We start from the raw sequence: 26,558 nt of genomic DNA on the forward strand, positions 1-26,558 counted from the left end.
GATTAAATTAAGAGTAACCGTTTCGTTGCTTGCAACGAATTATGCGTTGCATTGAACGCTGTCTAATGTGAGAAATTCCAAGTCTTTTTTTCTCAGAATCAGGCTGACTCTGCGAGTCTCAATTTGTATCGGATCACCTAAAGGCGCTAAGCGGACAACATGAAATGAAGAACCGGGCAACATACCTAATGACAGCAATTTCTGTCGGTAAGCTGGGCTGATCTTCGGAGAAAAACCAATGATCTTGTAACTATGGTCTGGAAGAAGTTGCATATAACTTTCCGGGATATGTGGTAAGTAAGATATACCCGTTATCTTTCAAGTTGCCTCTTTGTTGGCTGCACTCACTCACCCCGGTCACATAGTTCGCTATGCTCCCGGGGATTCGCTCCCTTGCCGTCGCGATGCATCTTGAAATCCGTAGGGTATAATATCGAAAATTAGTCATACTCATTATTATGAAGTATGATTTGCATCCAATTCATAATAATTGCAAATGAGAATAATAACCAACATTAATTTCAATGTTAATCCTATTTTCATTTTTGGTGTTAATTTAATCACTTAGTCACTCAGAGTTGATATGAATCTGTGAGTTTGGATTCTTTCTGGCAGGAACCATGAAACGTGCACTGCCGAAGCAGTGCATCTTACCGTGATGGGAATCTTAACGTTTTTTTCCGAATGCGGCAGCTAGCGCATCACTCATAGCACTGTTTCCGGCTGAGGTAGAAGAACGGGAAGTGTTACGGTTCCTGTCATTACGTTCAGGATGGCGGTCAGCTTGTGCACTGTTATTGCGGCGTGAGGGAGTTTCTCCCGGTTGCTCATCAAGACGCATGGTCAGAGCGATGCGCTTGCGGTTCAGATCAACTTCCAACACTTTTACTTTAACGATATCACCCGCTTTTACCACGGTATGGGGATCTTCTACAAAACGATCGGACAGCGAAGAGATATGAACTAAACCATCTTGATGAACGCCGATATCGACAAATGCGCCAAAATTAGTCACGTTAGTGACTGCACCTTCCAGCACCATTCCCGGACGCAGATCATTCATGGTTTCCACGCCTTCCGCGAAAGTCGCGGTTTTAAACTCTGGTCGTGGATCTCGGCCAGGTTTTTCCAGCTCTTTCAAAATATCGGTAACGGTTGGAACACCAAATCGCTCGGTGGTGAAATCCTGAGGTTGCAATCCACGTAATGAAGCAGGGTTACCCATCAATTCTTGGAGTTTCTGCTCAGTGGCCGCCAGAATTTTTTCCACTACCGGATAAGCTTCTGGATGAACGGTCGATGCATCCAGCGGGTTATCACCGTGATTAATCCGCAGGAATCCAGCACATTGCTCAAAAGCCTTTGGCCCGAGGCGATTGACTTTTAGTAATTGTGTACGGTTATTGAAACGGCCGTTCTCATCACGCCAGTTGATGATATTTTGGGCGATTATGCGGGTCAACCCGGCAACTCTGGTTAGCAACGGAACAGAAGCAGTATTGAGATCCACGCCGACGGCGTTTACGCAATCCTCAACGACGGCATCTAATTTTTTGGCAAGCTGACTCTGGCTGACATCATGTTGATACTGACCGACACCGATGGATTTCGGATCGATTTTCACCAATTCGGCCAGTGGATCTTGCAAGCGACGGGCGATAGAGACTGCTCCACGTAGTGAAACGTCCAGATCAGGAAATTCCAGTGCCGCCAACTCAGAAGCAGAATAAACCGATGCCCCTGCCTCACTGACAATCACTTTTTGGGCTTTTATCTCTGAGAACTGCTTTTGCACATCCGCGAAGAAACGTTCTGTTTCACGGGAAGCCGTTCCGTTACCGATGGCGACCAGTTCCACTTGATGTTTGAGACACAATGCTGCCACGCTTGCAGCAGCTTTAGCCGCTTGCCCGGTGTGTGGATAGATCGTGTCTGTGGCAATCAGTTTGCCGGTTGCATCGATAACAGCCACTTTGACACCGGTACGCAGACCGGGATCGAGTCCCATTGTTGCGCGCATACCCGCTGGCGCGGCCATCAATAGATCTTGCAGGTTGCGGGCGAATACTTTGATGGCTTCATCTTCCGCTTTCTCTCGCAAGGTACTCATCAATTCAGTTTCAAGATGCAGCAATACCTTAACGCGCCAGGTCCAGTTCACTACAGCTTTACGCCAGCTATCTGCCGGTGCATTATTCAGGCGCAGATTAAGATGCTGCGTAATAATCTGTTCGCAATAGCTCTCTTTTGGTGGTTCATCAAACTGGGGATCAGCATTTAGCGAAAGTTGCAGTATTCCTTCATTACGACCACGGAACATAGCTAATGCGCGGTGAGAAGGGACTTGTGCGATAGGTTCATGATGATCAAAATAGTCGCGGAATTTAGCGCCTTCCTCCTCTTTTCCTACAACGACTTTAGCGACCAAATGGGCATTCTTCCATAGATAGTCACGTACTTTCGCCAATAACGCGGCATCTTCGGCAAAACGTTCCATTAGGATATAACGCGCGCCATCCAGAGCCGCTTTGGTATCAGCCACACCTTTATCGATATCAACAAAGGTAGCGGCAACCTGCTCTGGTTCTTGCTGTGGATCTTGCCACAAGGCGTCCGCTAGTGGTTCAAGACCCGCTTCAATAGCGATTTGTCCACGAGTACGGCGTTTCGGTTTGTATGGCAGATAAAGATCTTCCAGCTCTGTTTTGCTGAGAGTTCCATTAATGGCTTCTGCCAGTTCTGGGGTCAGTTTGCCTTGCTCATCAATGGATTTAAGAATGGTCTGGCGGCGGTCCGACAGTTCGCGCAGATAACTAAGGCGGGTTTCAAGTTGACGGAGTTGGGTGTCATCCAGACCTCCGGTAACTTCTTTACGATAGCGTGCGATAAAAGGAACAGTATTCCCTTCATCAAGCAGGCTAATCGCAGAAAGTACCTGTTGTGGCCGCGCTTGTAGCTCATTTGCAATAATTTGGCTCAGAGATTCATTCATGCTGCGTTTTCTTCTGGTGGATAAGCTTCAAATATTCATAAAACCCCCCTTTATACGTTCTGAGAGAAATAATTTCCAGTTTACGTCTAATCTTATTTTGACGAGTTACGCTATAGCAACCGCGATTGAACTCAAATGTGATAAGTTGTCGTTGGTACCATAAGTGTGTTACCGGATTTGCTATGAGCTGTTTCTGAATATCAGAATTAAACTAAAAGGATAGCTAGAATAGGAAAAACTTGAGTTTCATCGCATTATTCCAGAAGCAGGTAACTAATTAATTACAAATCTACTTTTGATTTTCGTTAAAAATGGAGGGATTACCTAAAGAATTTATCTAATGGAATACGAACATGTTTACTTCCAGATTAACAATGTTGCACTTAATTATGTGAATCTACCCATTTTAAATTTTTTAATAGGCTAATGAATAAATTCGAGTTCTTACCTGTTCAGCTAACATAATCGATTTTACCCATTGCGGCATGGCATGTGAGTTGAATCATTTGATCTCGCGTTTTTGATTGCGTCATGAATTAAACTAAGTGCTCTGAAATAGTGGGGATTCTGATTATTCATTCTGTCTAATTCTTCTAGTCTCTTCAATGCTAATTGGATCTCTGCCGTCGATAAGTGCAGTCTGGCAACAGTCTGCTCTTATCCGACTTAAATACCGTCAAAGAGGAAATCGAATGCCGCCTTTACTTGATTACGGTATTGCGATGCATCGCAAAATTCAGCACCCAAAGCATAAACAGATATACTGGCCAATTCGTGAGTCATGACCGCATATTCTTTGTCGTCTATCAGCCTGATAACGGGGATCATTCGAACAGGGCGACTGCTGTCAGGATATTTTTCAACTGGCAACAGTGGGATCACAATTCTGCGGTTTAACTGCCCGATAATGTCACTCGTGACGTCCAGCAATAGGGGATAAACAACGTTTTTCCCAGTATTACGGTAAACGGTGAATTGCATTGTTAAAATGTCCTGTGTTCATCACTAAAACAACCATGTTCATCATGGAAACGGTTTAACGCCTCCAAAGCTTCCCTATTATCTTCCCGCCATTTCAGCGCTTCGTAATTGCGTAATTCGGCATCCAAGGCGGCGGTCAGTGTGGCACTAAAGTTAATACCTGCTTCACGCGCCCGGCTCAGTAAGCTTCGTTCTACAGTCATTGTGACGCTCTGTGTATTGCGTTGTCTGGCTGTCATGATTTATCTCCGGCATTGAGTATACGTGTATGCTACACGTATATATACACGAATTGTAGTTCTGAATGTCGGTTTTTTCTGCTTGTTATGCTTATTAATTCATTTCCTGCGCCTTTGCAGAGTGAATGAATCGCTGGAGTGCGATTCATTCGGTTGTTATTCTTCGATATATAGCTAACTACGTCATGTCGAAAGATATTTTATATATTCGATTTCATTCACGTACCACAACACTTTTCCTGTTGGTGTATGAACGATTGCACTATCTCCAACTTCTTTTTTCAATAAAGCCCGGGCCATTGGAGAATCGATGGATATGTAGTCTTTGCGACCAAAAATTTCGTCGTACCCGACAATACGGAAGCGTTTAATCTCACCTTGATCATTTTCGATCTCTACCCATGCACCGAAGAACACTCGTCCATCTTGTTGAGGGGAATAATCAACACACCGCAATTCCTCTAAGCTTTTGGTTAGATATCGGACTCTGCGATCAATCTCCCGTAGCCTCTTCTTGTTATATTGATAATCTGCGTTTTCACTCCGGTCACCGAGGCTTGCTGCCCAAGTCACTTTTTTAGTCACTTCTGGGCGCTCTTCACGCCAGAGATAATCCAGTTCTTCCTTTAATTTGTTGTAGCCTTCGCGGGTTATCAGTTTAGTTTTCATTTTATCTTGATGTAGATACTGTAGTTAACCTCATAAGTGTATAAAACCGCCCATTTTGGTAGATGTCAAATTAAGACTCGGTTTTTAGTCATTAATCAATAAATCCCGGCTGTTTTGCAAGATTAACGCATTAGTGACATTTGGGGCGTTGTCGGTTGAATAAATTTATCACTGTTGATGGATTCGGCTGCGTGGCAAGAGAATACGATACGCTCCCACTGCGGTGAACATGGATGTTAAAACGAGAGATAAATGGTTAACAGACGGTTTCGAGTTAGCATTTTCGGTAACAAGATTGCTTTACCTGTCTACTCATTATGATATTTGGCTCTAATATTTATAATGTTCATCATATAATTTATGGTTCTGTGTACTGAATAGTATGTATGCTGTGAATCTTGCTGGTGATGAAACAGGCGGTTAAGGTTTAAGTGAAGAAAAAACAAGCGAAATTGCTTACTATAGTGAGAAAAGGTGACGAAAAGTCGACCGTCGAGTAGTTTTTTGTTCAAACGTTGGTGAACTGAACATTATCGATCCAGATCCTCGTTAGTAAGGAAAAACCGTGGCGGAGGTAAGCAGATAATATGCAGCAAAGGGCATTTTTCGTTTAGTCTGCCTGATGAATTTAATCCAGCTAATAAATAGATTTCTATCGATTTGCCGGTAACCAGGGCGCTAATTGGTGGGTTGGTGGGTGGCAAAATAACGGTAGAAATTCGATAGTTGACAGTGAATTACTGCGTTCTCATTGTCAGTAATAAACCACTAAATTAATCATTCGAATTAATAACCGTGGAAATAAGTCCTATTAGGAATAGTCTCAAAATACAGATATCTGGTTTCTATCTTTGGGTTAATCTCTTTCAAAATGATAAATTTATCAAAGCATGTAGTGTTTTTTGGAGTTTGATAATGCAAGTAGATAACAAGATCCTTGTGGTGGATGATGACATGCGTTTACGAACGTTATTAGAGCGTTATCTGACAGAACAAGGTTTTCAGGTACGTAGTGCTGCTAATGCGGAGCAGATGGACCGCTTACTGACACGGGAATCTGTTAGCTTAATCGTATTGGATTTAATGTTACCAGGAGAGGATGGGCTTTCTGTTTGCCAAAGGCTGAGAAACCAAAGTAATCCGGTACCGATTATTATGGTGACGGCGAGAGGAGAAGAGGTAGATCGTATTGTTGGGCTGGAAATTGGCGCTGATGATTATATTCCGAAGCCATTTAATCCCCGTGAGCTATTAGCGCGTATCCGGGCGGTATTACGTCGTCAGGCGAATAAGTTATTGGGCCTACCGGCTGAGGATGATGCGATTATTAATTTTGGTAAGTTTAGCCTCAATTTGAGTACGCGGGAAATGTTTCAGGGAGATGAACATATTCAATTAACCAGTGGAGAATTTGCCGTATTGAAAGTACTGGTTTCTTATCCTGGCGTGCCACTGTCCCGTAATAAACTGATGAATTTAGCTCGTGGCCGGGAATATAGTACGATGAAGCGATCGATTGATGTCTTGGTTTCACGTCTGCGCCGTGTGATTGAAGAAGATCCTACACATCCTCGTTATATCCAGACTATTTGGGGTCTGGGCTATGTCTTTGTGCCAGACGGAATTCGTGTATGAAATTATTGCGATTCTCCCCTCGCAGCACGTTTACCCATACTTTATTCTTGATTATGGCTATGCTGTTCATCAGTCTGGTAACCAGCTACTTGGTTGTTGTGAATTTCGTTATTATGCCAAGTTTGCAGCAGTTCAATAAGGTATTAGCGTATGAAGTTCGTACCCTAATGGCTGAAAAGTTGAAGCTAGAGGATGGCTCTTTTCTGGTGATATCGCCGGTAGTTCGCCGGGAGATTTATCAGGAGTTGGGTATTACGCTCTATTCTGAATCTGACGCGGAGATACAAGGTTTACGTTGGGCCAAACGTTATGATTTCCTGAGTGAGAAGATGGGCGAGTACCTTGGCGGCAAGGCTGATCTTCGTCTGGAGATAAACACAGATAGCCCTATACTTTGGCTTAATTCTTATCTGGCCCCCGATATTTGGGTCAGGGTTCCTCTGACTGAGATCGAACAAAATCAATTCTCTCCTATTTTCCGCTATACACTGGCAATTCTATTACTGATATTTGGTTGTATCTGGCTTTATATCCGTTTTCAGAACCGGCCTTTACTGGAAATGGAATATGCCGCCAGGCAAACAGGTAAAGGTATTATGATGCCAGCGGTGCGGGAAGCGGGTTCTCTGGAAGTTCGTGCAGCCATTCGCGCATTTAACCAAATGTCCTCCGGGATAAAGTTATTGGAAAGTGACCGTACGATATTAATTGCCGGAGTAAGCCATGATTTGCGTACGCCGCTGACACGTATCCGACTAGCAACAGAAATGATGAGCAAGGAAGATGCTTATCTGTCTGAATCTATCAATAAAGATATTGAAGAGTGTAACGCCATTATTGAGCAATTCATTGACTATCTCCGTACTGGGCAGGAAATGCCAATGGAATTCTGCGAGCTGAATTCTATTCTCAAAGAGGTGATTTCCGCAGAAAATGGCTATGAGCAGGATATTGAAAACCATCTGTCTCTTAACCCAATAACTGTTAACGCCAATCCGATTTCTATTAAACGGGCATTGGCTAATATGTTGGTTAATGCCAATCGCTATGGTAACGGCTGGATTAAAGTGAGTAGTGGTCAGACAAATAAATTTGCTTGGTTTCAGGTAGAAGATAATGGCGCTGGCATCAAACAGGAAGATTTGCCACGGTTATTTCAGCCATTCGTTCGTGGTGAAAGAGCACGCAGTAGTAGTGGAACAGGGTTAGGTCTGGCGATTGTTCAGCGAATTATTGATGCTCATGACGGGAAAATTGAAATGGGCACCAGCCTCAAAGGGGGATTATCTATCCGTGTCTGTATTCCTGTCGTGGAAGATAATTTTTAACGGCTTGATAATCATCTCCTAATATTTGATTTTAATGGTGTGTGGAGATGACAGTTTTATGTCAGTCTCAGGTTAAGTTTCCATTACGCTGTCATAAAAATGTCATAATTAAGACATTTTGCTGTAATTAAATTGACCTATTTTCCCTCCTGCACCTTTTTTGATTTGACGAATATATTTCCTTGTTGATTCTCAATATCCCATTAGGAGGGATTATGAAACTGATGCGTACCACCATAGCCGGCATAATGGCAGCGACGTTTTCTTTGATAACTCTGTCTGTATTTGCTGCCACTAGCTTAACCGGGGCAGGTGCGACATTTCCCGCACCGGTGTATGCCAAGTGGGCGGATTCTTATCAAAAAGAGACAGGTAATAAAGTCAATTATCAAGGCATCGGTTCTTCCGGTGGCGTAAAACAAATTCTGGCAAATACCGTTGATTTCGGTGCTTCCGATGCCCCTTTATCCGACGAAAGGTTAGTTGCTGATGGTTTGTTTCAGTTTCCAACCGTCATCGGTGGGGTGGTACTGGCGGTTAATATCCCGGGGATTAAATCTGGTGAATTGACATTGGATGGTAAAACTTTAGGCGATATTTATTTAGGTAAAGTGAAAAAGTGGAATGATCCAGCAATTACTCAATTGAATCCGGGAGTCAAACTGCCGGAGCAAGATATTGCTGTGATACGTCGTGCTGACGGTTCCGGTACCTCCTTTGTGTTTACTAGCTACCTCTCTAAAGTGAATAAAGCGTGGCAAGAAAAAGTTGGTGTAGGTTCTACCGTAAGCTGGCCCATTGGTTTAGGCGGTAAAGGTAATGATGGGGTTGCCGCATTTGTTCAGCGTCTGACGGGTTCCATTGGTTATGTTGAATATGCTTACGCTAAACAGAATCATCTGGCTTATACCAAATTGGTATCTGCTAATGGCAACATTGTTAGCCCGACAGAAGAGAGTTTCAGTGCCGCAGCGAAGAAAGCGGAATGGCATAAAACGTTTGCTCAGGATTTGACAAACCAGCAAGGTGAAAATGCGTGGCCGATGACTTCCACCACATTTGTTCTGGTTCATAAACAGCAGAGAAATGCAGTGAAGGGGGCAGAAGTATTGAAATTCTTTGACTGGGCTTATGAGAAAGGGAGTAAGCAGGCAAACGATCTGGATTATGCAACTCTGCCTAAAGAGGTGATTGAGCAAGTTCGTGCGGCTTGGAAAACCCAGATAAAAGATAGCAATGGTAAGGCCCTGTATTAAGTCGTGTTGATAGTGATTGTTTTAAATATCGATTGCTTTAAATATCGATTAAATTTGTCGTTTTAATTTCTCCCCCGTTTAAGGGGGAGTTAACCACGAATGAGAATAAGCTCTATGGCCGAACAAAAAACGGCAATGAAAGCACCCAGTAAAAATGGCGATATTATTTTCAGCGCACTGGTTAGGCTAGCTGCGCTGATAACTTTATTTTTGTTAGGAGGCATCATTATCTCGCTGATTATTGCCTCCTGGCCTAGTATTCAACAGTTTGGCATCTCTTTCCTCTGGCAGAAAACATGGGATGTTCCGGCAGAGCGATTTGGCGCCTTGATACCGATTTACGGTACATTGGTTACTTCGCTGATTGCGTTGATTATCGCAGTGCCTGTCAGTTTTGGGATTGCCCTGTTCCTAACGGAACTGGCGCCTAACTGGCTGAAACGTCCGCTTGGTATTGCCATTGAGTTACTGGCTGCCATCCCAAGTATTGTGTATGGCATGTGGGGGTTGTTTGTTTTTGCGCCGTTGTTTGCCACCTATTTCCAGCAGCCCGTCGGTAATCTCCTCGCCAGCATGCCAATTGTGGGCGAATTGTTCTCCGGCCCTGCCTTTGGCATTGGTATTCTGGCGGCGGGTGTCATTCTCGCTATCATGATTATCCCTTATATTGCTTCGGTTATGCGTGACGTCTTTGAACAGACGCCGGTGATGATGAAAGAATCCGCCTATGGTATCGGCTGTACTACTTGGGAAGTTATCTGGCACATCGTGTTGCCTTACACCCGAAATGGCGTGATTGGTGGTGTCATGTTGGGCCTTGGTCGTGCGTTGGGGGAAACGATGGCGGTGACTTTTATCATCGGTAACACCTACCAACTCGACAGTTTTTCACTGTTTATGCCCGGCAACAGCATCACTTCTGCGCTGGCGAATGAATTCGCGGAAGCAGAGTCTGGTTTGCATACCGCATCATTGATGGAGCTTGGTCTGATTCTATTTGTGATCACCTTTATTGTGCTGGCGCTATCGAAATTGATGATTATGCGTTTGGCGAAGAATGAGGGGCGCTGATATGGCAACCGTAGACAGACAAAAGCCTATTGATGCCAATGTACGTAGCCGTAAACAGGCATGGCGCCGTCAAAAAAATCGCTTCGCTCTGCTGTTATCAATGGCGACCATGCTGTTTGGTTTGTTTTGGCTGGTATGGATTCTGTTCTCCACCGTCACCAAAGGTTTCGACGGCATGTCATTGGCGTTGTTCACCGAAATGACGCCACCACCGAATACGGAAGGTGGTGGTTTGGCAAATGCCATTGTTGGCAGTGGATTACTGATTCTGTGGGCGACGGTTATCGGTACGCCTCTGGGGATCATGGCAGGTATCTATTTGGCGGAATATGGCCGCCGTTCATGGCTGGCAGAGGTGATCCGCTTTATAAATGATATTTTGCTGTCAGCCCCTTCTATTGTTGTCGGTTTATTTGTTTACATGGTCGTTGTGACGAAAATACAGCACTTTTCCGGTTGGGCGGGGGTGATTGCTTTGGCGTTGCTACAGGTGCCGATTGTGATCAGAACCACGGAAAACATGTTAAAACTGGTTCCTGATAGCCTGCGCGAAGCCGCCTATGCCTTAGGCACACCGAAGTGGAAGATGATTTCAGCCATTACGCTGAAAGCATCGGTATCCGGCATTATCACCGGTGTGTTGCTGGCCATTGCTCGAATTGCTGGAGAGACGGCACCATTACTGTTCACTTCGCTTTCCAATCAGTTCTGGAGTACCGATCTGAGCCAGCCAATTGCTAACTTACCGGTTACCATTTTTAAATTTGCCATGAGTCCATTCTCCGAATGGCAGCAACTGGCGTGGGCAGGCGTATTATTGATAACCCTGTGTGTATTGCTGATTAACATTGTGGCGCGTGTGCTATTTGTCAAGAAAAAGCACTGACTGATATTTTCAACAGAGAGAAGTAAATGAGCATAGTTAATGATATCGCTAGCAGCAAAATTCAGGTCCACAATCTGAACTTTTACTATGGCAAATTTCATGCGCTGAAAAACATAACGTTGAATATTGCAAAGAACAAAGTCACCGCTTTTATCGGTCCGTCGGGTTGCGGTAAGTCTACGTTACTACGAACTTTCAACAAAATGTATGAACTGTATGGTGAGCAGCAGACAGAAGGTGAAATTTTGTTGGATGGCAATAATATCCTGACTGATAAACAGGATGTGGCGCTGCTACGGGCAAAAGTTGGCATGGTATTCCAAAAACCAACGCCATTTCCGATGTCCATTTACGACAATATCGCGTTTGGTGTCCGTCTGTTTGAAAAACTCTCCAGAGCAGAAATGGATGAACGTGTTCAGTGGGCTTTGACAAAAGCAGCTTTATGGAATGAAACTCGGGATAAGCTGTATCAGAGCGGATACAGTCTATCTGGCGGGCAACAGCAACGTTTGTGTATTGCGCGTGGCATTGCGATCCGGCCAGAAGTTTTGCTGTTGGATGAACCTTGTTCAGCCCTCGACCCGATTTCTACCGGTCGAATTGAAGAGTTGATCAGCGAATTGAAATCTGAATATACCGTGGTGATTGTGACTCATAATATGCAACAGGCCGCGCGTTGTTCAGACCACACGGCGTTTATGTACCTTGGTGAATTAATTGAATTCAGTGATACAGACACATTGTTTACCACACCAAAAATGAAACAAACTGAAGATTATATTACTGGTCGTTATGGTTAATTACGGGGCGTAACATGGACAATCTGAATCTCAACAAACATATTTCTGGTCAGTTTAACGCTGAACTGGCACATGTCCGTACTGAATTGATGGCAATGGGTGGGCTGGTGGAGGAGCAACTCTCCAAAGCCATTACCGCGATGCATAATCAGGATGCCGCATTGGCGCGTGAAGTGATTGAGGATGACCATAAGGTCAATATGATGGAAGTGGCTATTGATGAAGCGTGTGTTCGCATCATAGCTAAGCGTCAGCCAACGGCCAGTGATCTGCGGCTGATTATGTCAATTTCAAAAACAATCGCTGAACTAGAAAGAATTGGTGATGTGGCAAATAAAATTTGCCAGACGGCACTTGAGAAATTCTCACATCAGCATCAACCACTGTTGGTTAGTTTGGAATCCCTTGGCCGTCATACCATCCAGATGCTGCATGATGTGTTAGATGCTTTTGCCCGCATGGATCTGGAAGAAGCGATTCGTATCTATCACGAAGATAAAAAGGTGGATAAAGAGTATGAAGGCATTGTCCGCCAGCTTATGACTTATATGATGGAAGATCCTCGAACCATCCCAAGTGTACTGACCGTCCTGCTTTGTGCACGCTCTATTGAACGAATAGGTGATCGTTGTCAAAACATCTGTGAATTCATTTTCTACTATGTTAAAGGGCAGGATTTCCGGCATGTAGGTGGTGATGAACTGGAAAAGCTGTTGACGAAAGATAACGAATAGCTCGCTAACCACTTGGTCAATAATCTGAATGCTGGTATTTTTACCGGCATTTTTTATCTTATGATTGTTAATAGTTATAAGTATAGTGTTTTATATTATTTCATGCACTATAGTGAAATTGATAGCTTGTGATGATTAATAAAGAATTAATTATTGTCAGGAGTGTTTAATGAAATCTCGCGTTCTTATTACGGCGTTATTGGCCGGGTTAACACTGGTTACTGGTGCTGCGAAGGCGGATAAGCTGGATGATATTAAAAAAGCCGGCACAGTGCGGATCGCTGTTTTCGACAGTAATCCACCATTTGGTTTTATTGACCCGCAAACTAAAAAACTGGCAGGTTATGATGTAGATATCGCAAATGCGATTGCAAATGACTTGGGTGTTAAATTGGAGCTTCGTCCGACTAACCCGGCAAACCGTTTACCTTTGTTGGCATCAAAGAAAGTTGACTTGATTGCCGCCAACTTTACCGTCACTAATGAGCGTGCTAAACAGGTTAATTTTTCAATTCCTTACTTTGCCACTGGGCAAAAATTTATTGCCCGTAAAGGTGTTTTAAAATCTCCCGAAGACATTAAAAACTTACGTATTGGTGCTGATAAAGGAACAGTACAGGAAATTACATTGCGCGAACATTATCCGACAGCCAAGGTAATCTCTTATGACGATACGCCTCTGGCCTTTGCTGCGTTACGTAACGGCAATGTACAAGCCATCACGCAGGATGATGCCAAGTTAGTTGGTCTGCTGGCTAATGTACCGGAAGCCCAAAAAGCTGAATTTGAGATCTCTCCTTTTAGCATCACCCGTGAATATCAGGCAGTGGCAGCGGCGAAAGGGCAGGAGCGCTTGGTTGAGGCGGTGGACCAGACTTTGCTAAAACTGGAAAAAGAGGGTGAAGCGGCGGAAATTTATAACCGTTGGTTTGGCCCGGAAACCAAATCCGCCCAACCGCGAGGTGACTTTAAATTTGCGCCTTTGGAGCAGCAAACAGAGTCCTAATATAAGTGATAAGCCCTTGGTAACTAGCCTCGTTTGTTGTTGCGGGGCTTTGTCATTGGTAATACCTGGTAATTGTAAGATATGTTTGAGTTATTTGTTACAGAACAGTTGCTTGCTCCCCAATATTTGGGGTGGCTTTGGCAAGGTTTCCTGATTACGCTGTGGATATCCGCTTGTACCGTTGTAGCTTCCACCTTGCTAGGATTTGTATTGGCTGCTGCTCGTGACAGCCAATTGAAAATTCTCCGTTGGCCGGTAACTGCTTACACCACGCTATTTCGCAATACGCCTTTGCTGGTGCAACTGTTTTTCTGGTATTTCGCCTCAGGGCAAATATTGCCGCAAGAGGTGATGCTTTGGCTGAACACGCCTCATGAAATCAACCTGTTAGGTCTACCATTGGTCTGGCCTTCATTCGAATTCCTGGCTGGATTTATTGGTTTAACCCTCTATTCAGCGCCATTCGTAGCGGAAGAGCTACGTGCTGGTATCCGCGGTATAGGGCGTGGGCAAAAATATGCCGCTCATGCACTAGGACTCACTGGCTGGCAAGCAATGCGTTATGTGGTGTTGCCACAAGCGTTGAAGATCGCAACGCCGCCATTGCTAGGGCAATATATGAATATTGTGAAAAACTCGTCACTGACAATGGCAATTGGCGTGGCTGAGCTGTCATATGCTTCGCGTCAAGTAGAAACCGAAACATTGAAAACGTTTGAAGCATTCGGTGTTGCAACGGTGCTGTATATCGCCACCATTGCCGTCATGGAAGGTTGGGGGCAATGGCGTCAACAACAAGCTATAACGAGAGGACATTAAAATGGATTTTTCAGTCATTGCAGAAAACTGGCGCTATCTACTGTTAGGTACGTTTCCTGATGGTCCTCTTGAAGGGGCGGCGTTGACAATAGTTATCAGTTTGATGGCCGGGGCGATTTCTATTGTATTGGGTACGGTTGCAGGTATTGCTTTGGCGATGCTGAAAGGCTTCTGGGTTAACTTGTTAGCTGCGGTATTGGGCTTTTTCCGGGCAATTCCCGTCATTATGCTAATTTTCTGGACTTACTTCCTGTTGCCTGTGATGCTTGGTGTGGAAATTCCAGAAATTACCACGGTGGTTTGTGCTCTGGCGCTGATTACATCGGCTTACTTGGCTCATGGGGTAAAAGCGGGGATTATTGCGATTAGTGCCGGTCAGTGGCAAGCAGGATTATCGTTAGGTTTTAACCGTTGGCAGGTACTTTGGTACATTGTTTTGCCACAAGCGTTGCGTATGATGGTACCCTCCTTTATTAATCAGTGGATTGCGCTGATAAAAGATACCTCTCTGGCTTATATCGTTGGCGTGGCGGAACTATCATTTCTGGCGACTCAGGTTAATAACCGCAGCATGGTTTACCCGACAGAAGTCTTTTTATTTGTCGCATTAATTTATTTCGTGATGTGTCTGGCACTGGAATTAACAGCAAATTATCTTGTTCGCCGCTTCACGCTACAGCGTAGGAAAATATCTCTTTTCCGTTTATGGCGGAAAGAAAAATTGATTTTGGCTCCCCAATGTTAGTTTTTCTCTTTACTTAATTATCTAAGGCATAATCTCCCTATTTTAACGATAGGGGGATTGTTAATGTTAATTTAAATCAGTAACTTTATGGGAATAGGGAAAGGATATTAAAATAATAGAATAATGTACAGACTCTATTGTTTTGAATTCTGATATTCATGGAATTCACTTTTATGTTTATCACAGTGACCATAAGCATTTTCTACAGGTTCTTTTTTCTTTGTTTCTATCCATATCTGAGTTTCTTTCGTTTTGCTTGAGCCTATTGTGTTGCCAGCATTACGATTCTTCTCAAAAATCGAAGCAACCGAAGTTTTACCGCCGACAGCACCACCAATACCGGCAGATTCTACCGCCTCTTTGGCTATCAGCAAGTCATATGATTGTTCAAATGTTAAGAAAGATCCTAGCATTGAATGCTAGGATCTTTCTTGGTTAAGGGAGTTGAGCAAGTAAGGATTTTACTTGCTCTGTATCTTCTGGATGTAATTGAAGATATTTCTCACAGGCTAGTTTTATATACTCAAAGCAAGTAGATTCGGGAACTATGATTTCACCTTCCCATACCCCGAACATTACTCCTTCAAAATGATATTCAGGATCGGGATCATCTAAGTTTGGAAAAGTACAATAGGTTTCATTAACTCCACATCCGTCCTTTTTTAGAACAAGCGGTAAAGCCCATAAAAATTCACCTTGGGAATATATAGAATTAAAAAACTCCTTCATAACCCACTTCGAATCACTGCTATAATCTATTTTTTCAAAAAGACGTTTATTATTCATTGTGTCACCGGGAAAAAGTTAGTAACTGTACCTGTTTTTTGATCCAAATAAACTTGAAACTTCACGCCGCCTGCTGTTGATTCATATTCTCGTAGACCTTGAGAGACTGCATTTTTATAACCATTAGAAACAGCTTGTTGTCCAAGGTCTAACATCTTTTGGTCAGAAAAAACGTTTGGATCATATACTGTTTTCTTGAATATTTGATTTTTGTAGCCAATAACATTTCCGGCTCTATCTTTTGCTGGTATTTGATACTCAATTCGCGTAATGCCTTTAACATTGCTTGGTGTTTGGCTAACAATTTTAATTCCATTTTCAGATACTGCTTGATTAAACGCATCAGCGTTATGTGTGCCACTTATCCCTTTTTTAGAGATTCCATCAAATGTGGCTAGGTGATTTTTTTGGTTAATATTAAAATGAATCCCTTCTGGGTAAGTGGTCGTTCCCTTTCCAGCTGTACCCTTATTCGGCTGATAAGGCTGTTTATTCTTCCCAACAATCGAAGCAACCGAAGCTTTACTGCCTATAACACCATCAGTTACTCAAGAGAGCTCTCTTCTGGAGGAAAAGTTTGGATGGTTTTAACATGCGGGCAAACTGTTATTGGAGCAAAATACCGACTAAAAATTAGCACCTTGTTAATAAGTTGAACCCCAGCCTTTTAGCTGGGGTGGTTATTATTTCTTATTTTCAGGGTAATTATAGTGGTCTGGGATCTTATAATTTTCAGGAATTTTCGGCCAATTATATCGATCTGTCCAACCTATCATTTCTATATCTTCGAAGATTCCATCAAAAAAGTTGCGTAAATTCATTGCATATATCCTAGCCATTACTAATGCTGTCTGAACTGCAACCATATCATTTTGGTCAAGGGCTTTTTTTGATACTGCAAACATGGATATCAATTTTTTGAGCTCATCTTGCAATTCATCATCCAGATTTAACGAATAATCAAGGCTACCATCATTATCAAGCTCATTTTTTGAGATATTGCAAGCTACTGCTAGCTCGACTAAAATCGTTTTGATGTCATTTAACTTGTTTATTTCAGTCAATTTTAAGTTTCCTCCCTTGACCAGCTTTGGTCTTATCCACATTTACTGAACCATCTAAATTAAGGGCTGCTTTAAAATTATTTTTACTATCAAAAAGCTCAAGATGATTTTTATGCGCACCGTCCAGATACATTTGATCGCCTTTCTTGATTATATCACCCAGTTTACCCTGAGCTTGATAAATACTCTGCCCCTGATATCGCTTACTGGTTTTAAGTGTGCCGTTTTTGATCTGGCCCCCAAATCCTGGCTGTTTAAAAAACTCTCCCATATTACCAACAGCACCTTTATTCGGTTGATAAGGTTATTTATTCTTCCCAACAATCGAAGCAACGGAAGCTTTACCGCCGATAGCGCCGCCAATACCGGCAGATTCTACCGCTTCTTTAGCTATTAGCGCACCTTTTTCCCAGGCGGGCAGTGAGTTATATAACAGACCTAAATCGTTCTGGTTTTCTGTCGTCACAAACTGGCTGATACGATGGGCATCCTCAGCCGATAAGTTAAACATCCATCTTAAGCCACTAATGGCATCTGCTGTTTTTATCCCACCTTCCATTTCAGCCTGATAGGTTAGTGTGCATAATCCACCGTTCCCGGCACAGGCAGACAACATTTCTGCCCGTTGCGCAGCGCTCAGTTTGTTGTATTTGTTCCAGATTGTTTCGGTAGGAACTCCTTGTTTATTGGATTCTTGAAGCTTTCTAAATAACCCCAACCGTAGTTAGGGTTATATGGAGACTATATTATAATGATATATAATATTTTTTTATATTAGCAATTATTTCTTTAACTTCATCTTTATAAATTTTTGTTTCATAAAAATCGGGTTTAGGAATATCTTCCCAGTAACCACAACCATTATTATCATATCTTAAGATACGTCGTTTTGCTCCAATGATTCTAACAATATCATCGTAAGATACAGCAAATACAGAACTACCAAAATCATCAATATTCTCTGTTGAAGCTTTATAAATATATGACGATTCAAAATCTTCTGGCACATCTAGGTTACTATCTACCAGATTAGGAGATATCATACCTAACATCGTGTTAAATGCTTCTTTGATTTCTTTATCAAATAGCTCTTTATTTTCAGGAAAAGAAACTAATGCATTTTTATCATCTAAAGAAAAAATATCCACATTTAATGTTGCGGTAGTTAGTTCATCAGGGAACATTTTCCCATTAATATAAAAATGGAATAACCCATTTTTAAATGAACTATCACTCCAATAGGGAATATATTCTACTAATATCGCAAAACGATATGGATCACCAAAAATCATAATTTCTATCTCCATTTACCAGGTAAACCAAAATTTTTCTTTACATCATTAGGAATTTCTTGTCTGTCTAATGGGTTTTTTTGATCTCCAGTACTACCAGACCAATGCCATGTACCATCATTACTGTAAGAAAAGCGATGAACATTTTTTTCAGGATCAACGGAATATCTTTGCTTTTCTTTAGAAGTAGAAGAAATAGAGTGACTAAATAAATCCACCGAGTCCTTAGGTTCAATTCCTGCATTGGGTCGATTACCTTGCTGACCAAGAGTGTGTTTAGGGTTTGATTTGTAAGTTAGCCCATTAGAAGCGACTATTGGCTCTGGTACCGGTATTGCGCTTCCTCGGCGTTTCCCAACAATCGAAGCAACGGAAGCTTTACCGCCGATAGCACCACCAATACCGGCAGATTCTACCGCTTCTTTAGCTATTAGCGCACCTTTTTCCCAGGCGGGCAGTGAGTTATACAACAGCCCTAAATCGTTCTGATTTTCTGTCGTTACAAACTGGCTGATACGATGGGCATCCTCAGCCGATAAGTTAAATATCCATCTTAAGCCACTAATAGCATCGGCTGTTTTTATCCCACCTTCCATTTCGGCCTGATAGGTCAGTGTGCATAACCCACCGTTCCCGGCACAGGCAGACAACATTTCTGCCCGTTGCGCAGCGCTCAGTTTGTTGTATTTGTTCCAGATTGCTTCGGTAGGCGTTCCTTGCTTATGTGCCTCTTGAAGCTCTCTAGCCAGATTGTAGGCATTCATGGAGTTCAGGTGGTTAAAGAGAATGACAATTTCTCCGGCATTGGCACCACTGTTAGCGCCTTTGGCGCTATTGGTCGCAATGGCGCCTGCGACGCTGCCGATGATTTTGCCGCCCGCCTGAATTTTCATTGGATCATTGAATGTTTTATCCAATGTTATCGCGGCCAGTTCTGCGGCTAATGCCCCGGCAGCAGCACCTTTGGCATCACCGCCGCCAATTTCCGCTGCAAGGGCAGAAACTACCGCATGGCTGATGGCTTTTCCGGGTAAACTTAACACCTGACCATTCTTGCCAATCAACCCGGCACCCTCGGCGTTAATCTGGCTGCCAATATTGGCCAGTAATGCGGTGGTGAAATTGTCTTTAAAACTACCGCCATTGATGGCTGTACCCAGGCTGGAACTGATAATGGATTGACCAGCTACCCGTTGAGCTACTTTGCTCCAGTCACCATTGCTCAGTTTAGGTAGTGTCGCTTTTGCCGGGTTAATCTGAGTGCCATTGGCGGCTTTATCCCATCCCATGACGTTATCAAAACCTGCCAGTGCGCCACCAATTGCCATTGAAGTGAGGGTTGATTTAACCGTATCGCTGCTTCCCATCACTTTTAAGGTTTTGGATAAGTCACCTTGATTATCCACCAAAGCTACCGCTGCTTGAGAAGCGAGTGCGGCCATGCCGGAAGCTGTCGCGCCGTAAGCGACTGAACTCATGGCGGCGGCAGTGCTGGCAGTAGCGCCCGCGGCCGTTGCGGCTGAACCCGCGGTACTGGCGGCTGACCCGGCAACGGAAACCGTTAATCCGGCTCCCGCTGTCGCTGCGGCGACTGCAATCGCAATGACCGCAGAGACCACCGGATTTAGATGCTGGCTTTTGTAATTCCAACTGTCATAAGCGTCTTTAACTAAGTTCCATTGAACGTCTTTACGTTCACTCAGTCCTTTCAGCCAGGCGGTTTCCGGTGTATTGCCGAAGACTGACACCACATTTTGTAGCGCTTGACCATTTTGGGCTTTGATATCCGCGCTAACTCCTTTGGCCGCCTCTACGGTGAATTTTCCGCCAATATGAATAGCAGGAAGCACCCATTTGTTTTCGGTATAACCTTTATCGGTCTGCTTGATATAAAAGCCTTTGGAATGGGTAATCGTCTGTTCAAAGGTGCTGTTTTTAACCGCTTTGAAATTGACTTTACCGTGAGTACTGGTCAGTTTGGCATTTTTATTGGTGGCGATTTTACTGGCTTCATAGGTGCTGTCATCCCGGCTTAACAGATTGATATCACCGCCAGCGGTAAATTCAGTGACTTTGTTCGTAACATCATGACGGGTGCGTGTGGTGGTTTTCTTTTTACCGTACCACCTGCGTTTGGTTTCTGTTTTTTCATAGCGGCTGGATTCTTCCATCGCCTGAGCGTAGAGATAACCGCCTTTCGCCGCGATATCCATTGCCCCTTTGGACGCTAGTTTGGTGGCCTGGAATAGAATGCTGCCGTTTGAAATAACCGTCAGTATGCCGCCGCTGGTCAATTCAGTGCCATTCTGAGTCACTGATTCGGTGGATTCACTGCCGTTTTCCCGATAAGTGTGATTTTGCACTGATTCGAAGCGCATATTGCCACCGGAGGAAAGTATGACATCACCACCCGAAGTCAATTTAGAACCCGCTGTGGTGATAGCGCCATTTGCCGCTATTGTCAGTTTTTTATCGCCCCGGATTTGAGCCGTAATGTGTCGATCATCTTTGTTGTTATCATCTGCTTTGTTAATTGCAGAATAAGCAAGGGAAGATAAGGTGATATTGTTTCCTGCGGATAATAATGTGTTACCGTTTGCCTGTATCTGAACGGCTTTCCCGTTAATATCTCCACCACTCATTATGCTGATATTATTTTTTGCGGTGATTCTGCTGCTGAGTTCTGCTGATTCTTTGGGTAAAAATAAATAACCGATATATCCTAGTTCAGGGGAACTTAGATCAATATGTTTGGCTGCGCTTAAATAAATATCTTTCCCGGCAAACATATCAGAGCCTTTGGCAGAAAGATGCCCCCCAGCATTAATCGTCAACGATTCGGTGGCATTCAAAATTCCTGCTATAGGTAAGTGCATATTTCTTACCTTTGATTTCGCAAAAATATAGGTATTTGCATGGTTCTCGATTGTAATATCATTATTTGCCGTTAGAGATATATTCTTACTTGGCTGTAAATAGACATTTTGTAAAAGAAGGTTTTTACCAGAGTTGATAGTTAAATTACCTGTGGCACTTAATTGATTAGATGCAGGATGTTCACCCGTGTTATGTTGATCCCAAATATAACCTAATTGGTCACCATTATGAAATTCAATGTCCCCATTACGACTGATGGCGGCCACATCCTTTCCTTTTATATTACTTCGCTGGAGATTGATATTATTGACAGCAGTCATAGATAAATTATTTTGTGACAAAAGTATTGAATTTTTGAGGATGATATCGCTCTCGGAAACAATATTTAAATCATTAGCCGCTTTGATTTTATCTTTGAGGGTTATTTTTCCAGCATGTAATAAGATATTTTTAGCTGACATTATTTCTGGTAGTTTTTCACTATCGACTGGATAATTGAATAAACTTAAACTAGTGGGGGTACTGTAAGGATAGTTAGTATCAATATTAATACTGTCACTAAAGTCGGCGATAAGATTACCTTTTGCTATTATACTTGCTCGTTCAGCAACAAGTTTGTCTTTTCTAATATCATATTTCACTTCACCGTTTGGTAAGATATGATAATTTTTATCATCCCATTGATGATATGTTTCAATGTTTCCAAAAATACCATTAGAAGAAAGTTGATAGATACCCGTTGGGATATTAAATGAGTCGGTTATGGATACATAAGTGTCCTTAGGGAAATATTCAAAGAGATTAAGAAGTCCTGATGTGTCCTCAGATATTCTACCTGTATTTGAAAAAATTTTTCCCGTCAAAAATATATCTTTTCTGGCTTCAATTTTGCTCAATGGTTGATTTGACAATATGTCACTATTAACATAAATATTTCCTCCAGACATGAGGGCACTAGGTTGCATACTTTTTAAATTATATCCAGACTCATGTTGTGCTTTGAGGATATTGAAATTTTTATCTGTCGGGTTTGGTGCTGTTTCTCTTCTTTCAAAATAATAGATACTACGGACATTATTCAACTCCTTTGTCCTAATAACCAAATCTCCCTTCACGGTTTTTATTGTCGCAGATCTATTCTCAACTAACTTACCTTTATTCCCCTGAGCATCTTTCTGTATCCACATATTATCGTTGGCTTGTAGCAAGGCTTTGTTGCCTGTATTTTTCACCGTGTCGCCAAATATCCGCATATCGCGACCTGCGGTTACATTGCCTTTATTATCCAGCGTGGTATTTTCCAGAGTAATATCCCGTCCCGCTTGCACTTTAATGTTGGGCGCAATATGGGTTTCTTTGCCAACAATATTCAGGTCGGTTTTAGCCTGAGTATTGCCTAATTCAATTTTGCCATTGGCATTTAAAGTAATATCACGCTGGTTACTGGTTAACTCTTTTAAATTCACGCCAACGCCCTCTTCAGTGGCAACCAGTCGGATTTTATTGGCATACATGCCGCCTAACGCTTTGGTGTCAATGGCTAATTGTGGTTTAGCACCTTCGCCAGCGATGGGTTTAACTGTGCCGTCTTTTAAACTGATTCGGTTAGCGCCTTGTGTCAGAGACAGGTTATTGGCCTGAATTTTTCCATTCAATTCAGTCGCCCGGCTGATAATATCGACATAATCTGTCGCCTTGCCATCTAACCCTTTGCTGCCAATGATGATTTGGCCTTTTGTTACTTTCAGGGCTTCAAGTGCGCCTTGTTTATCAAATTGGGGTTTACCCGTGGTCAGCATTGCGCTCGAGGTATTAATAAAACCACAGCCATCACAAGTAATGCCGTTGGGGTTAGCAATCATTACATTGGCTTTATTGCCGAAAATTTCCAATTGGCCTTGCAGATTAGATCGTCCGCTGCCGGTCACTTCATTAATAATCAGTTCCGCCGCTTTTCCATGCAGATTAGGGTTAGCGTTAAGTTGTCCTGCCAGTTGTGATTTAGCCGCTTGAGTGGCGTTATTCAGTACGGCGCCTTGAGTGGCGACATTGAATTCTTTATAGGTGTTGTGGGATATCCCCGCGTTGTTCGGCGTGGCAATATTGACAACCGGGACATTGCCCTGATTTTGTACCTGAGTATGGTTATTATCCGGTGTAATCCCCGCGGCAATCGCCGGGTGAAGCGGCTGGATTGCCGTCAGGTAAATTAAAAGATAACTCGTGCCTCTCGCCACAGAGTTGTTGCGTTTACTCATCGTACTATCCCTTTTGTTGAATTTAAGTGTGACAAAGTCAGTGATACTGACCAATAAGTGACCCAGTGATCCGGTTTTAGGTGATCAGGGTGAATGAGTGGCTTCCCAATGGTGATGGTCTGGCTGAATCTTGGGTGAGTCAGTGATAAGCCCAGAGCCGCGCCAGTGACATTGCCGCCCTCGATTTGTCCCGTTTTCCCTCGTAACCAGCCAGTATCCAGTGCCCCGGTTAAAGCGAGTTCGCCTAGGATAGGAAGCTCTGACACCCGCCAATTCAGCTCGTTGCGCCAATATCCGCCGCGGTTGCCGGTGAGATATTGCTCTTTGAATCCCCGAACGGAATATTGACCCCCTAGAGACAGGCGCTCGCTGGCGTAAAGATTGTCTGGTGTGGTCTGGCCGTAAATCGATGACAGGTAATAAACAGAGTCTGTGACCGGCATAAAATAGCTGGCACTCAGACTGAATTTGCGAAATTGACTACGTGGCGCATCTGGGAAACGCGGATCATCTTTGGTGGCGCCAAGCACCTGTAAACCGTGGCTCACCATCGGGTTAAAAGTGATATAGCTACCCGCCAACACGGTATTGTAATTAACGCCAAAACTGATGGTGCTCAGTGTCGGGCTGCTGATGGATAATGTTTCTTCTGCCAGTAAATTGGTGGTCTGGCGGCGTGTCAGCCCCATATCCAATGCCAGCTTCTGTTCACCATCACGATATAACGTCCGGTTTACTGTCAGCCGGTGAGTCTGGCTGTCGCCTGTGTAGCGATAGGTTTGTGAACCCGTCGGGATATTCTGAAAAGAATCATTCCACGCATATTGATAACTGAATAACCAGTAACCATAAGGAACCGTCACATTGGCGGAAAGGCTACGGCTTTGATGGCTATTGCGGAAATCACTGTTACGGCTGGCAGACAATGCCCACTGGTCAGCAAGGTGTAATGGATTATCCAGGTTTACGCTGGTATTAATTTGCCCGACGCCGGTACCTTTTTGACCACTGTTATCCGCACCCAAACTGGCACTAATGGGTAAGCGAATCGATGTTCGTTTTAGGATAACTGTGGAATAACCCGGTTGTTTGCCCGGCTGAATATCAATGGTCACTTGTTGAGATGGCAGGCGGTTTAAACGTTCCATGCCTTGTTCAATATCTCGCAGGTTAAGTGTTTTACCTACCATTCTCGGAAAAGCCATTTTCAACGAGAGAGGGGTTTCACCGTCCAGACTGATTGATTCAACTTTGCCTTCATGGACTGTAATAATGAGAACACCGGAGGATAAATCCTGTGCTATAAGTTTGGCTCGGGAAGTGACATAACCCCGTTCAATATAGGCATTAGTGGTTTTTCGTACCAATGCATTAATGTCCTGCAAAGATAAGCAGTGGGATAAATAAGGGCGCGTTAAGTGCTCTTTGATTGACCGAGGCAGGTTTTTTGCACCGTCAAATTCAATTCGGTGAATGGTGTGGCAGATAGATTCCTCTGTACTCGGTGTTACATCGGGTGATGGAGGTAAGGTGATGTTGTTGCGCAGCGTTTCCCGTTGTTGTTGGGCTTGTTGCAGTAATGCTTTTTGTTGTTGCGTGATCGTTTCTTGATCCGCAGGGCTGACCGGTGTTGAAGCATGGACCAGTTCGGAAATTGCCAGCAGGATAAACCCTGTCAGGCTTCGGTGATAAAGAAAACGGTTTCCCATAAATAATCTTGATAGTTAAATAATAACATTATTAAACTATTCTAATGTGGAATTATTTTCTTGTCTTACATGGATAGTATGAAGTGTGATCAAGATCAGTTATTTAATCCTGCTAATGGGGAATCTGATATATTAAATGCCAAAAAGTGGCGGTAGGACTGGATATATTATCTCCTTACTTCAACTCGAGTTCTTTTAACTTCCGTGTAATGGTATTGCGTCCCCAACCTAGCAACCGTGCAGCCTCTACGCAGGCATTATCCGATAGCCAAAGTGATTGGTTGAGGCGGTGAATCAAACTTTGCTGAAATCGGAAAAGAGGGTGAAGCAGCGGAAGCCTGCCGCGGTATTGGGCTTTTTCCGGGTAATTCCAGTCATTATGCTGATTTTCTGGACTTACTTCCTGTTGCCAGTGATGCTTGGTATGGAAATTCCAGAAATTACCACCGTAGTTTGCGCTGCTAAAAGATACCTCTCTGGCTTATATCGCTGGAGTGGCGGAACTATCATTTCTGGCGACTCAGGTTAATAACCACAGCATGGTTTACCCGACAGAAGTCTTTTTATTTATCGCGTTAATTTATTTCGTGATGTGTTTGGCACTGGAATTGACAGCAAACTATCTTGTTCGTCGCTTCACGCTACAGTGTAGGAAAATATCTCTTTTTCGTTTCTGGCGGAAAGAAAAATGAGTTTTGGCTCCACAATATTAGCTTTTCTCTTTACTTAATTATCTATACCCAATAAACTTCAAGATGCAGTTTTTAGCACCTGAAAATGGTCGTTAATTCTGGACGTCAGCGAGTCCGCTATATCAGGTAGCGTTGTGGTGAAAAATTTGAAGACTTTGTCTCGAAATTCATGTTTATCAGCGAAATAACGGTTATTTCGAACATGTTCATTCATGACCTTCCATAATCGCTCTATCGGGTTTAAATTTGGGCTGTATGGAGGAAGGTAATGTCACTCAATATTGTTAACATAAGCCCACTCCTTCACAAGATGAGCTTTGTTGTAACCCGCCCCATCCGCAATAAGATGAATTTTTTGATGATAGTCAGGATAAGACTTTCTTATTTCATTGAAAAAACAGCAAATGTTGTAGTCATTGAGGGTTTGATATTCCTGGAACACCGTACGACCAACGGCATTCAGGTTGAGTGCGCCCAATAGATTCAGGCGAGTTCGGCTTCCCGTTGTTTTGACTGTTTTTTTCTCGCCTTTTCGCATCCAGCCATAACCGAGTTTAGTACCTTGAGCCGGGTGAACCGCGTCAAGAAAGAGGATGGGGTCGTCTTTCGCTGTAACTTTAAGATTTTCATCATATTCAATAAATTGTCTCTGTTTTTCTGCATCGAATTTATGAGGGACGCCACACGGTTTTTTATAAGAAAAACCCTGACGATGT

General features: G+C 43.2%; 24 protein-coding genes and 3 pseudogenes. 11 read left to right on the plus strand and 16 right to left on the minus strand.

The features are described from left to right. Positions 1–39: 39 nt before the first annotated feature. The 5 genes from feoA to greB all read right to left on the minus strand — a co-directional run bounded on the left by feoA (position 40) and on the right by greB (position 4,881). Entirely contained in the window at positions 40–273 is a 234-nt protein-coding gene (gene feoA / locus LG003_RS13140; RefSeq protein ID WP_112879608.1) for a ferrous iron transporter A, read from the minus strand. Between the two features lie 394 nt (positions 274–667). After that, positions 668–2,992: a Tex family protein gene (locus LG003_RS13145; RefSeq protein WP_262980924.1), complete on the minus strand. Its 2,325-nt coding sequence runs from the start codon at positions 2,990–2,992 to the stop codon at positions 668–670. A 666-nt stretch (positions 2,993–3,658) separates the two neighbouring features. Continuing rightward, positions 3,659–3,973 carry a CcdB family protein gene (locus LG003_RS13150; protein ID WP_262980925.1) on the minus strand — a complete coding sequence of 105 codons (315 nt, stop codon included), beginning with the start codon at positions 3,971–3,973 and terminating at the stop codon, positions 3,659–3,661. A gap of 2 nt (positions 3,974–3,975) precedes the next feature. Beyond that, entirely contained in the window at positions 3,976–4,212 is a 237-nt protein-coding gene (locus LG003_RS13155) for a type II toxin-antitoxin system CcdA family antitoxin (RefSeq protein WP_088374722.1), read from the minus strand. 183 nt (positions 4,213–4,395) lie between these two features. After that, complete coding sequence (gene greB / locus LG003_RS13160) at positions 4,396–4,881, minus strand: transcription elongation factor GreB (RefSeq protein ID WP_262980926.1); 486 nt, start codon at positions 4,879–4,881, stop codon at positions 4,396–4,398. A 915-nt stretch (positions 4,882–5,796) separates the two neighbouring features. Between greB and ompR the strand changes: the two genes are divergently transcribed. The 10 genes from ompR to LG003_RS13210 all read left to right on the plus strand — a co-directional run bounded on the left by ompR (position 5,797) and on the right by LG003_RS13210 (position 15,164). Then, a complete protein-coding gene (gene ompR, locus LG003_RS13165) occupies positions 5,797–6,516 on the plus strand; it encodes an osmolarity response regulator transcription factor OmpR (protein ID WP_011144612.1) in 720 nt (239 codons plus the stop codon). Next, the gene (gene envZ, locus LG003_RS13170) at positions 6,513–7,844 is read left to right on the plus strand and encodes a two-component system sensor histidine kinase EnvZ (RefSeq protein ID WP_112879604.1); all 1,332 of its coding nucleotides are present in this window, start codon (positions 6,513–6,515) and stop codon (positions 7,842–7,844) included. Before ompR ends, envZ begins: the two co-directional genes overlap by 4 nt. Before the next feature lie 215 nt (positions 7,845–8,059). After that, entirely contained in the window at positions 8,060–9,100 is a 1,041-nt protein-coding gene (gene pstS / locus LG003_RS13175; RefSeq protein WP_112879603.1) for a phosphate ABC transporter substrate-binding protein PstS, read from the plus strand. Between the two features lie 114 nt (positions 9,101–9,214). Then, positions 9,215–10,171, plus strand: coding sequence for a phosphate ABC transporter permease PstC (gene pstC, locus LG003_RS13180; RefSeq protein WP_112879602.1), 957 nt, complete (start codon positions 9,215–9,217; stop codon positions 10,169–10,171). Between the two features lies 1 nt (position 10,172). Further along, positions 10,173–11,057, plus strand: a complete 885-nt coding sequence (gene pstA / locus LG003_RS13185) for a phosphate ABC transporter permease PstA (protein WP_112879601.1) — start codon at positions 10,173–10,175, stop codon at positions 11,055–11,057. 26 nt (positions 11,058–11,083) lie between these two features. Then, on the plus strand, positions 11,084–11,860 hold the full coding sequence (gene pstB, locus LG003_RS13190) for a phosphate ABC transporter ATP-binding protein PstB (protein ID WP_112879600.1): 777 nt from the start codon (positions 11,084–11,086) through the stop codon (positions 11,858–11,860). A 14-nt stretch (positions 11,861–11,874) separates the two neighbouring features. Further along, complete coding sequence (gene phoU, locus LG003_RS13195) at positions 11,875–12,594, plus strand: phosphate signaling complex protein PhoU (protein WP_011144618.1); 720 nt, start codon at positions 11,875–11,877, stop codon at positions 12,592–12,594. A 169-nt stretch (positions 12,595–12,763) separates the two neighbouring features. Further along, entirely contained in the window at positions 12,764–13,600 is an 837-nt protein-coding gene (locus tag LG003_RS13200) for an ABC transporter substrate-binding protein (protein ID WP_112879599.1), read from the plus strand. Between the two features lie 81 nt (positions 13,601–13,681). Then, positions 13,682–14,419 carry an amino acid ABC transporter permease gene (locus LG003_RS13205; protein ID WP_262980927.1) on the plus strand — a complete coding sequence of 246 codons (738 nt, stop codon included), beginning with the start codon at positions 13,682–13,684 and terminating at the stop codon, positions 14,417–14,419. Between the two features lies 1 nt (position 14,420). Then, complete coding sequence (locus LG003_RS13210; protein WP_112879597.1) at positions 14,421–15,164, plus strand: amino acid ABC transporter permease; 744 nt, start codon at positions 14,421–14,423, stop codon at positions 15,162–15,164. Between the two features lie 134 nt (positions 15,165–15,298). Here LG003_RS13210 and LG003_RS13215 read toward each other — a convergent pair whose 3' ends face one another. The 10 genes and pseudogenes from LG003_RS13215 to LG003_RS23480 all read right to left on the minus strand — a co-directional run. Further along, entirely contained in the window at positions 15,299–15,577 is a 279-nt protein-coding gene (locus LG003_RS13215) for a hypothetical protein (RefSeq protein ID WP_112879654.1), read from the minus strand. Positions 15,578–15,599: 22 nt separating this feature from the next. Then, positions 15,600–15,950, minus strand: coding sequence for a ribonuclease toxin immunity protein CdiI (gene cdiI / locus LG003_RS13220; protein WP_146747932.1), 351 nt, complete (start codon positions 15,948–15,950; stop codon positions 15,600–15,602). Continuing rightward, positions 15,947–16,483, minus strand: coding sequence for a CdiA family toxin C-terminal domain-containing protein (locus LG003_RS13225; protein ID WP_192881071.1), 537 nt, complete (start codon positions 16,481–16,483; stop codon positions 15,947–15,949). The genes cdiI and LG003_RS13225 overlap by 4 nt, the downstream gene beginning before the upstream one ends. A 150-nt stretch (positions 16,484–16,633) precedes the next feature. Continuing rightward, complete coding sequence (locus tag LG003_RS13230; RefSeq protein ID WP_112879652.1) at positions 16,634–17,014, minus strand: DUF6853 family protein; 381 nt, start codon at positions 17,012–17,014, stop codon at positions 16,634–16,636. Continuing rightward, complete coding sequence (locus tag LG003_RS13235) at positions 17,007–17,285, minus strand: hypothetical protein (RefSeq protein ID WP_262980928.1); 279 nt, start codon at positions 17,283–17,285, stop codon at positions 17,007–17,009. The genes LG003_RS13230 and LG003_RS13235 overlap by 8 nt, the downstream gene beginning before the upstream one ends. Positions 17,286–17,318: 33 nt before the next feature. Next, positions 17,319–17,630: a hypothetical protein gene (locus tag LG003_RS13240; RefSeq protein WP_262980929.1), complete on the minus strand. Its 312-nt coding sequence runs from the start codon at positions 17,628–17,630 to the stop codon at positions 17,319–17,321. Positions 17,631–17,760: 130 nt separating this feature from the next. Further along, complete coding sequence (locus LG003_RS13245) at positions 17,761–18,306, minus strand: immunity 42 family protein (RefSeq protein ID WP_088374710.1); 546 nt, start codon at positions 18,304–18,306, stop codon at positions 17,761–17,763. Positions 18,307–18,311: 5 nt separating this feature from the next. Next, complete coding sequence (locus LG003_RS13250) at positions 18,312–23,441, minus strand: DUF637 domain-containing protein (protein WP_262980930.1); 5,130 nt, start codon at positions 23,439–23,441, stop codon at positions 18,312–18,314. Continuing rightward, positions 23,438–25,150 carry a ShlB/FhaC/HecB family hemolysin secretion/activation protein gene (locus LG003_RS13255; RefSeq protein ID WP_112879650.1) on the minus strand — a complete coding sequence of 571 codons (1,713 nt, stop codon included), beginning with the start codon at positions 25,148–25,150 and terminating at the stop codon, positions 23,438–23,440. The genes LG003_RS13250 and LG003_RS13255 overlap by 4 nt, the downstream gene beginning before the upstream one ends. A 175-nt stretch (positions 25,151–25,325) precedes the next feature. Then, a pseudogene (locus LG003_RS23480) lies at positions 25,326–25,400 on the minus strand (helix-turn-helix domain-containing protein); the annotation flags it as partial. Between the two features lie 90 nt (positions 25,401–25,490). On the opposite strand from LG003_RS23480, the pseudogene LG003_RS13265 reads away from it, so the two are divergent. Further along, positions 25,491–25,842: pseudogene (locus LG003_RS13265) on the plus strand (hypothetical protein); the annotation flags it as partial. A gap of 58 nt (positions 25,843–25,900) precedes the next feature. Here the strand turns inward: LG003_RS13265 and LG003_RS13270 are convergent. Next, a pseudogene (locus tag LG003_RS13270) lies at positions 25,901–26,558 on the minus strand (IS630 family transposase); the annotation flags it as partial.

Source organism: Photorhabdus kleinii, assembly GCF_025384885.1.
Classification (GTDB): Bacteria; Pseudomonadota; Gammaproteobacteria; order Enterobacterales; family Enterobacteriaceae; genus Photorhabdus; species Photorhabdus kayaii.

Coding starts and splice junctions, on each gene's coding strand:
- feoA (WP_112879608.1), bottom strand. CDS start 273: ATGCAACTTCTTCCAGACCATAGTTACAAGATCATTGGTTTTTCTCCG.
- LG003_RS13145 (WP_262980924.1), bottom strand. CDS start 2,992: ATGAATGAATCTCTGAGCCAAATTATTGCAAATGAGCTACAAGCGCGG.
- LG003_RS13150 (WP_262980925.1), bottom strand. CDS start 3,973: ATGCAATTCACCGTTTACCGTAATACTGGGAAAAACGTTGTTTATCCC.
- LG003_RS13155 (WP_088374722.1), bottom strand. CDS start 4,212: ATGACAGCCAGACAACGCAATACACAGAGCGTCACAATGACTGTAGAA.
- greB (WP_262980926.1), bottom strand. CDS start 4,881: ATGAAAACTAAACTGATAACCCGCGAAGGCTACAACAAATTAAAGGAA.
- ompR (WP_011144612.1), top strand. CDS start 5,797: ATGCAAGTAGATAACAAGATCCTTGTGGTGGATGATGACATGCGTTTA.
- envZ (WP_112879604.1), top strand. CDS start 6,513: ATGAAATTATTGCGATTCTCCCCTCGCAGCACGTTTACCCATACTTTA.
- pstS (WP_112879603.1), top strand. CDS start 8,060: ATGAAACTGATGCGTACCACCATAGCCGGCATAATGGCAGCGACGTTT.
- pstC (WP_112879602.1), top strand. CDS start 9,215: ATGGCCGAACAAAAAACGGCAATGAAAGCACCCAGTAAAAATGGCGAT.
- pstA (WP_112879601.1), top strand. CDS start 10,173: ATGGCAACCGTAGACAGACAAAAGCCTATTGATGCCAATGTACGTAGC.
- pstB (WP_112879600.1), top strand. CDS start 11,084: ATGAGCATAGTTAATGATATCGCTAGCAGCAAAATTCAGGTCCACAAT.
- phoU (WP_011144618.1), top strand. CDS start 11,875: ATGGACAATCTGAATCTCAACAAACATATTTCTGGTCAGTTTAACGCT.
- LG003_RS13200 (WP_112879599.1), top strand. CDS start 12,764: ATGAAATCTCGCGTTCTTATTACGGCGTTATTGGCCGGGTTAACACTG.
- LG003_RS13205 (WP_262980927.1), top strand. CDS start 13,682: ATGTTTGAGTTATTTGTTACAGAACAGTTGCTTGCTCCCCAATATTTG.
- LG003_RS13210 (WP_112879597.1), top strand. CDS start 14,421: ATGGATTTTTCAGTCATTGCAGAAAACTGGCGCTATCTACTGTTAGGT.
- LG003_RS13215 (WP_112879654.1), bottom strand. CDS start 15,577: ATGCTAGGATCTTTCTTAACATTTGAACAATCATATGACTTGCTGATA.
- cdiI (WP_146747932.1), bottom strand. CDS start 15,950: ATGAATAATAAACGTCTTTTTGAAAAAATAGATTATAGCAGTGATTCG.
- LG003_RS13235 (WP_262980928.1), bottom strand. CDS start 17,285: ATGGGAGAGTTTTTTAAACAGCCAGGATTTGGGGGCCAGATCAAAAAC.
- LG003_RS13240 (WP_262980929.1), bottom strand. CDS start 17,630: ATGTTGTCTGCCTGTGCCGGGAACGGTGGATTATGCACACTAACCTAT.
- LG003_RS13245 (WP_088374710.1), bottom strand. CDS start 18,306: ATGATTTTTGGTGATCCATATCGTTTTGCGATATTAGTAGAATATATT.
- LG003_RS13250 (WP_262980930.1), bottom strand. CDS start 23,441: ATGAGTAAACGCAACAACTCTGTGGCGAGAGGCACGAGTTATCTTTTA.
- LG003_RS13255 (WP_112879650.1), bottom strand. CDS start 25,150: ATGGGAAACCGTTTTCTTTATCACCGAAGCCTGACAGGGTTTATCCTG.